General features: G+C 38.0%; 16 protein-coding genes. 3 read left to right on the forward strand and 13 right to left on the reverse strand.

What is annotated here, in order from left to right; genetic code table 11:
- Nucleotides 1–96: 96 nt before the first annotated feature.
- The 4 genes from iscU to trmJ all read right to left on the reverse strand — a co-directional run bounded on the left by iscU (nt 97) and on the right by trmJ (nt 3,092).
- Nucleotides 97–474 (reverse strand): Fe-S cluster assembly scaffold IscU, encoded by a 378-nt coding sequence (iscU, locus tag AC2IP4_RS10625; RefSeq protein WP_045101377.1) that lies wholly within the window; start codon nt 472–474, stop codon nt 97–99.
- A 32-nt stretch (nt 475–506) separates the two neighbouring features.
- Nucleotides 507–1,721: an IscS subfamily cysteine desulfurase gene (locus AC2IP4_RS10630; RefSeq protein ID WP_375321887.1), complete on the reverse strand. Its 1,215-nt coding sequence runs from the start codon at nt 1,719–1,721 to the stop codon at nt 507–509.
- A 31-nt stretch (nt 1,722–1,752) separates the two neighbouring features.
- Nucleotides 1,753–2,259, reverse strand: a complete 507-nt coding sequence (gene iscR / locus AC2IP4_RS10635; RefSeq protein ID WP_060993659.1) for a Fe-S cluster assembly transcriptional regulator IscR — start codon at nt 2,257–2,259, stop codon at nt 1,753–1,755.
- Between the two features lie 110 nt (nt 2,260–2,369).
- Nucleotides 2,370–3,092, reverse strand: coding sequence for a tRNA (cytosine(32)/uridine(32)-2'-O)-methyltransferase TrmJ (trmJ, locus tag AC2IP4_RS10640; protein ID WP_375321886.1), 723 nt, complete (start codon nt 3,090–3,092; stop codon nt 2,370–2,372).
- A 208-nt stretch (nt 3,093–3,300) separates the two neighbouring features.
- Between trmJ and suhB the strand changes: the two genes are divergently transcribed.
- Nucleotides 3,301–4,104, forward strand: a complete 804-nt coding sequence (gene suhB, locus AC2IP4_RS10645; protein ID WP_130046416.1) for an inositol-1-monophosphatase — start codon at nt 3,301–3,303, stop codon at nt 4,102–4,104.
- A gap of 90 nt (nt 4,105–4,194) precedes the next feature.
- Here the strand turns inward: suhB and truC are convergent, their stop codons facing one another.
- The gene (truC, locus tag AC2IP4_RS10650) at nt 4,195–4,869 is read right to left on the reverse strand and encodes a tRNA pseudouridine(65) synthase TruC (RefSeq protein ID WP_486310758.1); all 675 of its coding nucleotides are present in this window, start codon (nt 4,867–4,869) and stop codon (nt 4,195–4,197) included.
- A gap of 112 nt (nt 4,870–4,981) precedes the next feature.
- The gene (locus AC2IP4_RS10655) at nt 4,982–5,296 is read right to left on the reverse strand and encodes a YqcC family protein (protein ID WP_375321884.1); all 315 of its coding nucleotides are present in this window, start codon (nt 5,294–5,296) and stop codon (nt 4,982–4,984) included.
- Nucleotides 5,297–5,398: 102 nt separating this feature from the next.
- On the opposite strand from AC2IP4_RS10655, the gene AC2IP4_RS10660 reads away from it, so the two are divergent.
- On the forward strand, nt 5,399–6,439 hold the full coding sequence (locus AC2IP4_RS10660) for a DUF3549 family protein (RefSeq protein WP_375321883.1): 1,041 nt from the start codon (nt 5,399–5,401) through the stop codon (nt 6,437–6,439).
- Nucleotide 6,440: 1 nt separating this feature from the next.
- The gene (locus tag AC2IP4_RS10665) at nt 6,441–6,749 is read left to right on the forward strand and encodes a DUF3301 domain-containing protein (RefSeq protein ID WP_375321882.1); all 309 of its coding nucleotides are present in this window, start codon (nt 6,441–6,443) and stop codon (nt 6,747–6,749) included.
- Between the two features lie 90 nt (nt 6,750–6,839).
- Here AC2IP4_RS10665 and AC2IP4_RS10670 read toward each other — a convergent pair whose 3' ends face one another.
- The 7 genes from AC2IP4_RS10670 to AC2IP4_RS10700 form a co-directional block, all read right to left on the reverse strand.
- The gene (locus AC2IP4_RS10670) at nt 6,840–8,117 is read right to left on the reverse strand and encodes a carbohydrate porin (RefSeq protein WP_486310249.1); all 1,278 of its coding nucleotides are present in this window, start codon (nt 8,115–8,117) and stop codon (nt 6,840–6,842) included.
- 240 nt (nt 8,118–8,357) lie between these two features.
- Nucleotides 8,358–9,362: a LacI family DNA-binding transcriptional regulator gene (locus AC2IP4_RS10675; RefSeq protein WP_375321880.1), complete on the reverse strand. Its 1,005-nt coding sequence runs from the start codon at nt 9,360–9,362 to the stop codon at nt 8,358–8,360.
- Between the two features lie 69 nt (nt 9,363–9,431).
- Nucleotides 9,432–9,755 (reverse strand): PTS lactose/cellobiose transporter subunit IIA, encoded by a 324-nt coding sequence (locus tag AC2IP4_RS10680; protein WP_105054122.1) that lies wholly within the window; start codon nt 9,753–9,755, stop codon nt 9,432–9,434.
- 10 nt (nt 9,756–9,765) lie between these two features.
- Complete coding sequence (locus AC2IP4_RS10685) at nt 9,766–10,701, reverse strand: ROK family protein (protein ID WP_486310250.1); 936 nt, start codon at nt 10,699–10,701, stop codon at nt 9,766–9,768.
- Nucleotides 10,702–10,730: 29 nt separating this feature from the next.
- Entirely contained in the window at nt 10,731–12,140 is a 1,410-nt protein-coding gene (locus AC2IP4_RS10690; protein ID WP_375321878.1) for a glycoside hydrolase family 1 protein, read from the reverse strand.
- Between the two features lie 97 nt (nt 12,141–12,237).
- Nucleotides 12,238–12,543: a PTS sugar transporter subunit IIB gene (locus AC2IP4_RS10695; protein ID WP_375321877.1), complete on the reverse strand. Its 306-nt coding sequence runs from the start codon at nt 12,541–12,543 to the stop codon at nt 12,238–12,240.
- A gap of 32 nt (nt 12,544–12,575) precedes the next feature.
- The gene (locus AC2IP4_RS10700) at nt 12,576–13,928 is read right to left on the reverse strand and encodes a PTS sugar transporter subunit IIC (protein ID WP_486307034.1); all 1,353 of its coding nucleotides are present in this window, start codon (nt 13,926–13,928) and stop codon (nt 12,576–12,578) included.
- Between the last annotated feature and the right edge of the window lie 11 nt (nt 13,929–13,939).

Consider the following 13,939-nt stretch of genomic DNA (forward strand, 5'->3'; position numbering starts at 1 on the left):
ATGGGTGTCGTTAGTCAATAACGACCTATATTAGACAATAAAGCGCCTATTTACACGATATTACGTAAACAAGACGCTTTATAACGTTACTTAATCTTAGTGTTTATTACGGTAATCAGATACCGCAGCTTTAATCGCATCTTCCGCTAAGATTGAACAGTGAACTTTCACTGGTGGTAATTCTAGTTCTTCAGCGATTTCAGCATTTTTAAGCGCTGCTGCTTCGTCTAGCGTTTTACCTTTAACCCACTCCGTAACTAGTGAGCTTGATGCGATTGCAGAACCGCAACCGTATGTTTTAAATTTTGCGTCTTCAATAATCCCTTCTGGAGATACTTTGATTTGCAATTTCATTACATCACCACACGCTGGTGCACCAACCATACCGCTACCAACGGATGGATCATCTTTTTCAAATGAGCCAACGTTACGTGGGTTTTCGTAGTGATCGATTACTTTTTCGCTATAAGCCATGATAAATACCTCTAAATTCTGGAACGTCCGTGTTAGTGGTGTGCCCACTCAACCGTGTTTAAGTCGATGCCTTCTTTATACATATCCCATAATGGAGACATATCACGCAGTTTATTTACTGCTTGGCTAATTTGTGTGATTGCATGATCAATCTCTTCTTCCGTCGTATAACGACCAAATGAGAAACGAATTGAACTGTGTGCTAGTTCATCATTCAGACCTAACGCACGTAATACATACGATGGCTCAAGACTTGCTGACGTACATGCTGAACCCGAAGAAACCGCAAGATCTTTCAGTGCCATTAGCAGTGATTCACCTTCAACAAATTCGAAGCTGATGTTTAAGTTATGTGGTACACGTTGGTCTAAATCACCATTAATATGTACAGCTTCCATATCTTTAACACCATCAAGAAGACGATCGCGCATTGCTAAACAATGGTCATAATCTTTTTGCATCTCTTCTTTTGCGATACGACACGCTTCACCCATGCCAACGATTTGATGAGTTGCTAATGTACCAGAACGGAAACCACGCTCATGACCACCACCGTGCATTTGTGCCTCTAAACGAATGCGTGGTTTACGACGAACGTACAATGCACCAATCCCTTTAGGGCCGTACATTTTATGAGCAGAAAGAGAAATTAAGTCCACTTTCATTTCTTGTACATCAAGAGGAATTTTACCTGCTGACTGTGCAGCATCAACATGAAAAATGATTTTACGTGAACGACAAAGCTCACCAATTGCTGTGATGTCTTGAATCACACCAATCTCATTGTTTACGTGCATAATAGAAACAAGCACGGTATCTTCACGCATCGCTGCTTCTAATTTCGCTAAATCAACTAAACCATTTGATTCAGGCTCTAGGTACGTTACTTCGTAGCCTTCGCGCTCAAGTTGACGGCATGGATCCAGAACTGCTTTATGCTCAGTCTTACAAGTAATTACGTGCTTACCTTTCTTATGGTAGAAATGTGCAGCACCTTTAATCGCAAGGTTATCTGATTCTGTAGCGCCTGATGTAAATACGATCTCACGTGGGTCAGCATTTAATAAAGCGGCAATATTATCACGAGCAGTATCTACCGCTTCTTCAGCCTGCCAGCCGTAGCGGTGTGAACGTGATGCAGGGTTACCAAAGCATCCGTCCATTGTCATATGTTGAACCATTTTATTCGCTACACGCTCATCAACAGGACAAGTCGCCGAATAATCAAAGTAAATTGGCAGTTTCATTTTCATCTCCGAGAATACAGACGTTTGACCGTCAAAGGCGGACATTAACACCCACAGAATTTGTTATTTTAGAACCCGTTGCTAACCCATTATTCAGGGCTGCATCGATATTTTGTCTATCTGATACTTGTTGAACTTCATTATCAATCATAAGCTCACCAAGTGTAATACCATCTAAGAAGCTACTAATTCGTGAACTTAAATCACGCCATAAGGTATGCGTTAAACAACGCGTTCCACCTTGGCAGCCTTCTTTGCCATGACATTTAGTTGCATCAACCGACTCATCAACCGCTGAAATAACCATTCCAACTGCAATTTCATTAGGTTTCAAGCCTAAGCGATAACCACCACCTGGACCTCGAACACTGGCAACTAAACCGGCTTTACGTAACCTAGAGAATAATTGTTCAAGATAAGATAATGAAATCCCTTGTCTCTCCGAGATATCGGCAAGTGGCACGGGGCCTTCTTGTGCATGCAAGGCAACATCAAGCATTGCTGTTACTGCATACCTTCCCTTCGAAGTTAATTTCATAAGTTACCTCATATCCACACTATTCGTATGGAATGAAGTTTCCCATACCTGACTATTTTGGTCAAGTATTTATCCTACTATTTTAGTCAAGTATTATAACTTGATGATAATTATTCTTTTATGCTTCTTTCTACTGAAGTTAAAATACCGCGCAATGTACGTAATTCGTGCGTTTCTGGGCGAGCGCGATTAAACATGCGACGCATTTTATTCATCACTTGCCCTGGGTGAGCCTTATTAATAAAATCGGTGTCGGTCATGACTTTTTCAAGGTGCTCGTAGAATAATTCTAATTCGTGGTTTAAAGGGTATTCTGCTTCTTTTGATTCCCCTTTATATGCTTGACTATCTAACCAAGCAACACGTGCTTCATAACTGATTGTTTGTACTGCCATTGCTAGATTTAATGAGCTGTATTCAGGGTTAGCAGGAATACATACATGGAAATGACATTTTTGTAATTCGTCATTTGTTAATCCAACTCTTTCTCGGCCAAATACAAACGCAATTGGGTGCGATGGCACTTCCTCAATAGCTTTTACACCAGCTTCTCTTGGCTCAAGCATTGGCCACTCAAGTGTTCTTGAACGCGCACTTGAACCAATCACTAAACCGCAATCAGAAATCGCCTCATCTAATGTATTAACTATGCGTGCGTTATTCGCAATATCACTTGCGCCTGCTGCTAATGCAATAGCTTGGCCGTCAACTTCACATTCAGGAGCCACTAATACCATATTAGTTAAGCCCATCACTTTCATTGCACGAGCTGCTGAACCAATGTTTCCTGAGTGACTAGTGCCAACAAGGACAATACGAATTTTATCTAACATGTTATTTTTCCATATGATGAAAAGAGCCGCCGGATACTACCATAAACCAATATCCCTTTCTTCTTTATATACCAGAGATTTTAACCCACAATCGCTTTTTTTATAATAAAGACACTAACTGAACAAAAAATAAACGCTTCCTTTTGAACGTTAGTTTATGTATACTCGCGGCCGATTTCTGTTCTTTAACATCTTTTGGGATATAACTATGCATCCAATGCTAAATATTGCTATACGTACTGCGCGTAAAGCCGGTGACTTTGTTGCTAAATCTTTTGAGCAAACTGACAAAATTGAAACAACAAAAAAAGGCAATAACGAGTTTATTACGAACATCGAAAACGATGCTCAATACATGCTTGTTGACATGATCAAGAAATCTTACCCTGATCACAGCATCATTTCTGAAGAGTCTGGCCTAATCGAAGGCAAAGACGCTGACGTTCAATGGATCATTGACCCATTAGATGGCACGACTAACTTCGTAAAAGGTATTCCACACTTCTCTATCTCTATGGCAGTTCGCATTAAAGGCCGTACAGAAGTGGCTTGTGTATACGATCCAATCCGTAATGAATTATTCACTGCTCAACGTGGTGCTGGTGCTCAACGCAATAACCAACGTATTCGTGTTAAAGAATTAAAAGACATGAACGAGACAATTCTTGCAACGGGTCTTCCTTACCGTCAAAAACAACACGTTGAAAGCTACTCAAAAGTACTAGGCGCGATGTTTGTTGAATGTTCTGATATCCGTAGCTCTGGCTGTCCTTCTCTAGATTTATGTTACCTAGCGGCAGCTCGCATTGACGGTTTCTTCGCTCTTGGCCTTAAGCCTTGGGAGATGGCTGCAGCAGATCTAATCGCTCGTGAATCTGGCGTTATCTGTACTGACTTCTCTGGCAACACTGAATACATGAAGACTGGCGGCCTAGTTGCTGGTAGCCCACGTGTTGTTAAGTCTATGCTTAAGAAAATCCGTGAAAACGGCAGCGAAGCAATGGCTAAATAATCTTAATTGATTATCAAGATTTGAATTAAAAATCTTGATTAAAAAAAGGGAAGTGAGTTTATCTCACTTCCCTTTTTTATTGTCTTTAATCTAATGTCCTAATAACTCAATATCCCAACCAAACTCGGCCATTAATCTCTGCCACGTTTCATCAACGTTTGCTTTTATTACTATATTTTCACTAGTAATTGGATGAGTAAAACTCAGCTCTGATGCATGTAATAACAAACGGTGGCTATCCAAATTCTCTTTGAACAATCGATTATGCTTGCCATCACCATGACTCGTGTCACCTACGATAGGATGACGTAAATGAGCCATATGACGACGAAGCTGATGCTTTCTCCCCGTATGAGGCTTAAGCTCCATTAAACAATAACGGCTGGTTGGAAATTTACCCGTTGAATAAGGCAGCTCTACTTTAGCTAATGGTTTGTATTCCGTTATAGCTTCCTTCGCTTCAACTTCTTTTGAGGCTTTTTTATCGGCAATTTTATCCAACTCTTTTTTAAGAGGATAATCAAGCGTATCTGCTTCTTCTATCCAGCCACGAACAATCGCATGATAGGTTTTCTTTATTTCTCGGCTTGCAAAAAGCGGAGATACTTGTGCCGCAATCTCACTTGATAAAGCAAAGAATAATATTCCTGATGTTGGTCTATCTAAACGATGCAACGGAAAGACATGCTGACCAATCTGATCGCGTAATGTCTGCATCGCAAATACGGTTTCATGTTTATCAAGCCACGAGCGGTGTACTAGCATTCCCGCAGGTTTGTTTATCGCAATTAAGTGCTCGTCACGATAAACGATCTCAAGCTCAACTTGCTCTTCTAATAACTCATCGAGAGTCACTGCGTTTTCTTCTGTATTCACTTTATTTACCTAATGCATCAATGGTGTGACATAAACGAACAATTTCAATGTAGCCATCAACATCTTTTAATGCTTCTTCAATATAAGGCGCAATCGAAAACCCTTTTGGCGTCGGTTGACCATGAGAAATTAGCTGATTCATTTTAGGAATGAAAATCCACTGTAGCCATTCAGTAGCAGATAAGGTGTCGATTGAAAAAGGTTCTGTACTTGATAAATCAGCTATCGATGGTGCTGTAATTTGCCAGTGTCCATGATATTCCAATTGTTGAGCTAGCTGCTCTAGTAACTCTGATAATACTAACGATGCTGTCATAACCGATTGAACTCGCACTCTCTGATACTTTTAATGACAAAGGATACCATCTTATCAAGGCTTGGGTATAATCACGATATTAACCATAGAATAAGACATATCATGGACCAGATTTATACGCTTAGCCAACTGATACAACAATCAGACTGTGAATACACAATTTATGATTTAGGTCGTCGTGTACAACCTATTTCAAATAAACAATTTGAATCCATAGAAGCGGCTCAGCAACCTTATCCTTACCCTCTTCAACGTCATGCTCATTTAGCGATTGCATATTGGAATAAAAGTAAACAACCTTGGATTTGGTTTTTAAAACTTCCTTTAGATGAACGCGGTTTATTACAACAAGGTGATATCGGTAACTTCATTAAATACGTGGTTGAAGCTATTGGCGTATCATTAAGTGGCGACCTAAACGAAGAGCAACAACAAAAGCTTTCAAGTAATCCATACACGTTTAAGCCTAAAGACGACAAAATGGCTATATTTCATAGTGTATTACGTACCACACTGAAACAGCCTATGAGTCAGTATTACGAGCACGCTCAAACTTATCTTTCTGGTAATAATGGGTGGGATAACTGGCAGTTTGTTGGTGTGCAAGGGTTAGCAGATGTGTGTGCAAATCTTGATAAAGAAAATAATGGCGTTGCATTACGTAAAGCATTGCCGCATTTACCTACTACGGTTTTATATGCAACTCTTGGCTGCTTAGAGCACATTGAGCTACCAGAGAAGTTAGCGCTAAAACAACAAGAAATCATTAGCGATCTTTGCAGTGATGATAGTACTGATCTATTTTTACTATCTGCACATATTCGTGCTCTTTCTGGTGCAGGAACAAAAATCTTAGCTCAAGCATTAACTCAAATTTTATCGAGTGAACGTCTAAGTCATCCAGAAGTATTGGTGGCAATTGCTGGTCGTTGCTGGACAGGATTAGAAGATATAACGACTGCGAATTTATTTTTACTTCGTTTAGCTCAAACGGGTGACCAACAACTGTTCAACCAACTGTTTTCCGATTTAGTAATGCAACCTAAATTACGTATGTGCATGCTACAGATCCTTCATGGTGAAGCGGATCCTAAACTAGCAGACGCATTATTAACTTTACAGCAAACCACCAAGAGCGAATGATATGGATAATCTTTTTGCGATACTTGGCTTAACCTTTTTCTGTTTTCTTTTTTGGCAACAAAGAAGACAATCAGAATACGCACATCAAGCTATCCAGCAATATTGTAAAAAAATGGAATTGCAGCTATTAAGTGTCGCAAGAGGATCGTATGGCTTTCGCTTACCAAGTGGCAAGAAACGCTTATATACTACGTATGAATTTGAGTTTTCTTCTATTGGAGATGACCACTATACGGGGAAATTAATCATGATCGGTTTTAAAGCTGCGAAGTTTAATTTACCTCCATATCGTATGGCTCAAGAATATTAATCACGTTTATTACTCCTTAATAAATTTCAAAATTGAGCAGGTACTAACCTAGCTACCCACTCAATCATCTCTTGATTTATAAGCTTGGGATTACCACCAAGCTTCCCACATTGCACCTACGGCAAATGTATCTTGCTTACCCGTTTCTCCACGAGTTAAATCCACCTCGGTATTTGAATCACCAACCGTTGCATAGAATCTCAACATTGGGCGTGCACCTGAATCCATATCAAAGCTGATATTTTGAGATAGAGTGACTTTCCACGCGTCGTTTTGTCCGCTTTGATTATCAAAATCAACGACAGAGTAACCCGCTTCTAACCAAGTAGAATGAATGCTGTTCCATGCATAGGTTGGACGTACAATTGCACTGTAGTTCGCTCGATCATCTTTACTTGCATTCTTATCTTCTAGCGATTGATAACCCGCTAAGTATTCAATATTGGTTTGATTACTTATAACCAATTTACCTTCTAATTGCATAAGCAATGTAGTGAGATCTTCTGTTTTATTAAAGATATTATTATCGACATTGTTGCCATAACGAGTAACAAACTGATTCGTCATTGCACCATAAGTATGATCAAGTTGAATTGCTAGTTGGTATGAATCGATATCATCAACATAGCACTGTCTATCCACCCCTGTACTTGTACATGTTTGTGTATCTTTATCTGTCTCTGTATTTTTAGAAGAGAAGCCATAGTTAGCATACAGTGATAATGCTAATGCATCTGTCAGGTTAATATCATGCAATTTAGAGGTAATCGCGTAATTTCCGCTATCGCCAGTACCGCCATTGTCGTCAACTTGCGCTACTGCTGCCATATCAAATTTTACACTTCCAAACTCAAGATTTTTAATACCTGCACCTTGAGCATCATTCTGCATCCAGAAGTAATCGTTCAGCCCTGTTTGAGGACGGTTATGAAAATCTCGACCCGCCCAAATATAAGCATTAGGTTGTGATTCAAAAACATTCGTAGCCCCCGCATAGAATTTCTTCAAACCAACCTCATCACCCCAATGCTCTAACATTAAAACGACATCCCAAATAGTGCCATAATCAGAGACGAATCCTTTAGCAAATTGAAATTCCCCTCCATTACTTTCGTTACCTAAACGACCCGTAGCATTCCCAATCAGCTGACCGTCAGCAGAAACGTATTTCTCTGTATCATCTGAAAAATGAAAGCCATAACGAGCGTATCCTGAAAATACAATTCCATCAGGTATGTCAGTTTCAGGTGAAATAACCAAAGGTTGTTGATCATCTAATTGAATATTATCTAGCAACTCTGTTTCAGCCAAAATAATTGGTGATGAAAGTGCCGCTGTAACAGCAAAAGCAACAGGTAATAATTTCATTTTATATTCCTTTAAATATTTAGACAGCAAAAATTGAATCAATGCAAAGATGCACTAATTAAAGTTATTCATTTCATTCTCTATTTAATTATTAAACACTTAATTAAAAGCATTCAAACACAAGAAGTATTAACTATTAAGTTAATCACATGAGTTTTATATTTATATATATTTATTCTGTGTAACTTTAACAAAAATATCAAAATATCCGATTTAATTATATTCAATCGGATATTTATATTAATTATTTTCTATACTAGAATCGCGAATAATAAGATTACCAGTTAATACTTCCGTAGTTGGTTTAATCTCTTTATCTGAGATTAACGCTAAGGCTTTATTCATTGCCAATTGTGTTATTTCTTGTATTGGGACATTAATTGTTGTTAATGCTGGAGATAAAAATGCTGATATCTCATCATTATCAATACCGACAATCGAAATATCTTCAGGTACTCGTAGATTCATTTCCTTTAATGCTTTAATTGCACCTAAAGCTAAATGATCATTAAAACAAAATATAGCGGTAATTTTATCTGATTTACTCAATAGTTCCTTGCACGCTTGATAACCATCTTCCAATTTACCATGCTTCACGATTGTTAGGTTCTCATCGTAATGTAAACCATGTTTTTCCAATGTTTCTCTCGCGCCCTGCAATCTTATTTGTCCGGTACTTGATGCTAGGCTAAGAGTGATAATTGCAATATTTTTATGATTTAATTCAATAAGATGTTCTATTGCCATTCGACTAGCATCATATTGATCAAAAGCAACAGCATGCCCTAACCCATCAGGTAAGGTTCTATTTATAACAACCAAAGGGATTGGTAGTGTTTCTTGGATCTTACAATAGTCAGTCGCAGTCATAGTTCGGCTATAAATTAAGATAGCATCACACTTTCTAGCAACTAATGAATTAATGGCTTCTATCTCGGTTTCAAGTTTATTGTGTCCATCTGTAACAATTAACTGCTTACCCGAATCTTCTGCAATTCTTGTCGCTTCTTTGAGTAAAATACCAAAATAATAACCATCAAAGAAAGAGACAATAAGACCAATGCTATTTGAACTATTTGTTGCCAATGCTTGAGCGACAAGGCTCGGTTTGTAGTTCAATGTTTCCATTGCATCAAAAATCAATTTTTTAGTTTCTTCCTTTACCGGCCCTTTCCCATTCATTACACGAGAAACAGTCGCTTTAGAAACACCAGCAAGCTTACACACATCATTAATTGTTGCCATTCACCCACCAAATACACCCAAAAAGAATTAGCGTAATAATAGCTAAGTTATTACGCTAAATACACTTTATTATTTATTCTGCAAAGCTCGATGGATCTCTATCAACTCTTGAATCATTTCTTTTGCAAGCATCGAAGTCATTATATGATCTTGAGCGTGCACCATAATTAAATTTACCGGGACTTTACCTTCCCCTTCATCAAGACCAATTAATTGCGTTTGTACATCATGCGCTCTTTTTGATGCTTCTGCTGATTGCTTTAATAACTCATCAACTTTATCCCATTCACCCGATTTTGCAGCTCGAAGTGCTTCCATTGCGCATGATTTTGATTCACCCGCATTAATAATTAGTTCCATTACTGTAGTTTCTAGTTCTTCACCAACTAACATCGCTTTATTCCTATTTAATTTGATTGGTCATTGATAAAAAGTGATAAACAGATCCAATTAATCCGCTGTCATTATTAAACGTACTTTTTTCAATAGTGACTAACTCTTTAACATTAAATTTTTTGATTGATGATTGCGTTTGTATAATATTTTCAAATTTACTTTCTATATTTAAAATTAAGTCATCTCGCTTACTTATTGCACCACCAATAATTATTTTTTCCGGGTTTAAAATAAACGTTAAATTATATATACCAATGGCTATATTTTTATAGAAGTCATCGATAACATTAATTGCAATATTATCTCCAGATTCTGCTAATTTAAATATATCTTTACCTGATAGATTTCCAATACTATTAATATTCTTTAATTTAGAATATCGACGTCTAAGCCCTTCTCTTACTGATGCAGTAAAACTCATCGTTGCAGTGGCTTTATCTTCAGTATCAAATATATTTTTTGTAAACATATAACCAAATTCACCAGCCATGAAACCATGGCCTCGAACCATTTGATTATTGATATAGATAGCACCACCGATACCTGTACCTATCGTAATGCAGATAAAATTATCAACCGATTGTGCTTTACCAAGCCATTTTTCAGCTAAAGCCACACAATTAACGTCATTTTCTAATTCAACCGGTAATGACAATTTTTCAATCATTACCTCTTTAAATTGAAACCCGTAAAAATCATCAATGGCTCCACCTGTTTTTAAATACCCCGTATTTACATCAACAAAACCTGGCAATGAAAAAGCCGCGCCGTCAAACGTATATCGTGTAGACCATTGTTCTTTTATATCAACAATGGATTGAATGATTTGCTCCCCACTTGGCTCAGTTTTCACCTTACCTTGCTCTAGGATCTGGCCGTGTTCATTCAACACGCCAAACTTAATGTCTGTTCCACCAATATCAAACGATAAATACGTTGCCATAATTCGACTTTCCCACTTCTAAGATAACGTTAGATGTTTTCACCACGAGTCGCAATTACATCTTTAAACCAATGAAAAGACGCTTTTTTCTTACGTTCTAATCCATTTTGATGATCAACATAAATGAAGCCATATTGTTTTTTGTATCCATTTAACCAGCTTAATAAATCAATCGCTGACCAAGCATAATAGCCCTTAATATGAACACCACGACGAACCGCTTCTTTTACTGCACCTAAATGCTCTTTAATGAAATTAATTCTTGGGATATCACACACTTCACCTTCAATGATTGGGTCTTCATCACCTAATCCATTTTCTGTAATATAAAGTTTAATTTGACCATAATGCTCTTTTAGCATTTCGAGTCCACCTACAAACCCTTGAGGTGAAATTTCCCAATCCCATTTAGTGTATTTCTTATCGTCCATTTTTACTGTGCGATATACATTGTCATAACTTGGATTACCAGGAGATCCTGTCGAGTTCTCACGAGTGATAACACGAGCTTCAACATCACCTTGAATTTTTTCAACACGTTGTGGTTGATAGTAATTCAGTCCCATAAAGTCATTCAAAGGCGCGGCTTCAAAAATAGTTTGTAGCTCTTCATCTGTCCAATCAGGTAAGTTCCCTTCTTCTTGTAGTTGCTTAACTACGTATTCAGGATATTTACCAAGCAGAATAGGATCATAGAACCAGTTCATACTAAATTGATTCGCATGCATTGCAGCAAAATGACTCGCCTCTGACTCATCGACTCCAAACGCTGGGCTAAACACATGGCTCAAACCAATTTCACCAAATTGGTTTAATTTTTTGTATTCAATAACCGCTTTAGCATGGGCATAAAATACGTTGTGTGTTGCTTGGAAATATTTTTTTGGATCATTTTTAATGCCTGGAGGATGCGCGCCCGCCATATAACCTAGAGCACAAAATACAACCGTTTCATTGAAAGTAATGAAGTGTTTAACTCGATCACCAAATTCATTAAAGCATAGTTTGGCAAACTCAATGTATGCATCACCAGTTGCTTTATTTAACCATGCGCCCTCTTTTTCAAGAGGCAATGGTAGATCCCAATGATAAAGCGTTACAAATGGAACGATGCCGTACTTCAAACATTCATCAATCAGGTTGTTATAAAAATCAATGCCTTTCTGATTAATCTTGCCTGTTCCATTCGGAAATATACGAGCCCAAGAAATAGAAAAACGGTAAGACTCTAAGCCCATTTCAGCCATTAATGCGATGTCTTCTTTGTAGCGATTGTAGTGATCAACCGCAACATCCCCATTTGTCCCTTCAAAGGTTTTTCCTGGGATTTTAGTAAATTCATCCCAGTTAGTAAGTCCTTTACCGTCTTGATCCCATGCTCCTTCAACCTGATAAGAAGCGGTCGCGGCACCAAATAAAAAGTCATTTGCAAATTTCATATCGAATTCCTGTTTTACTTCAACAGTAGTGTAAATATAGCCAACTGAAGTATTAATTTAATACGGCCTAAGTAACAGCCTAGGCCTGTAGATATTGTTAAACTAAAAGAGCAAGCGCATCATCTAAGATTTTTTCACCTTTCATCATGCCGTAATCCATCATGTCGATAACTTCTACTTTCTTATTAACATCGTCAGCTAACTTCTGAAGTTCATCTTTCTTAAAACGAATTTGAGGACCTAATAAAAACAAATCGTACTCAGCTAAATAATCTTGAATCGTCTCAACACCATGGGCCTCAATATGAACATTAATGCCTTTTTTCTCTGCCGACTCGCGCATCTTTTTAACGACCATTGATGTAGACATACCCGCTGCGCATAATAATAAAATCTTTTTCATAATAACCTCGATAATAATCTAATCTGTTTTAATTAAGTTGTTTCTGTTTCTGGCGCCGCTGATTTAGCTTCTTCTTGCGCTGTTAATTTGTCTAAATATTTAAAGAATGGGAAATACACACACACTGTCATACAAAATACTGCTACCTGTAATACAGCGGCACTCCATCCTCCAACAATAAATCCACTTAATACCATAGGTGTCGTCCAAGGCACTTGAACTGCCGTGAATGGTCCAACAAACCCCATGTTAATTGAGGTGTAAACCATGACTGCTGACAGCACAGGTGCAGTAACAAATGGAATAAACATAATTGGATTAAAGATGATTGGTGTTGCGAAAATTACAGGCTCATTGATATTAAAGATTCCAGGAATAAAAGAGAGGCGGCCTAGCTGCTTAAACTGAACAGAGCGAGCAAATAAAACCATGCAACACACCAAGCCAAAAGTAAGACCTGAACCACCGACTGTGATAAATTGGTCAACAAATTGGTTAGTTACTATCTTGCCATTTTCACCCGCAATTAGAACGTCACTGGCATTAACAATTGATTGGTTATGAAGCGCATTCGCCGTTACGATTGGTCCCATAATTCCCATAACAATGACTGGACCATGAACACCACACCACCAAAGTAGAGAAATAAGCAAGGCGATACCTACTGCACCAAAGAAAGAGTCAGACATGCTTTGCAGCGGTGTTTGAATAATATGGTAAATAGTTTCAATAAACGTTCTTTCAAAAACCACCTCAAAAAAGATATACGTCAAGAAAGCAAGTGTGATAATTAGAAAGCCAGGAATAAGAGATTTAAAGGCATTTGATACCCCTTCAGGCACACTATCAGGTAGCTTAATAACCCAGTTACGGTTAAAGGCCATTGAGTAAATCATACCGACAACTAAACCAATAACGATAGCTGCAATCATGCCTTTACCACCAAGGAAGGCTTTTGGTATCACTCCACCGATATGCGTTACACCATCTGGTGCAACAACAAAAGCGTTCATTACGATAAGTAGAGAAACAATGGCTAACACCCCCGCATTTACGCCATTGTGTCCTTCATACTTCACGTAAGTATACGCAATACCAAAAGCACCAATTAATGCCAAAATATCAAACGTTGCACCAACCACTTGAAATAACGGTGTTGACCATTCGGCACCAAAAATTCCCGCCATAAATTGGTCATAGCCATCAATAGGAACAAAAGCCAGTAATAAAAATACTGAACCAATAATGGTCAATGGCATGGTTAGCATGAAGCCTTCTTTAATAGCTACAATTGGTTTTGAATTAACTACCTTTAAAAGCTTAGGAAGGATTTTATTTACCTTCTCCATTATTGTGCTTTGCATCGTTGCCGCTTGCGTACTCATTTTTCACCCCT

This window comes from Aliivibrio thorii (assembly GCF_057368585.1).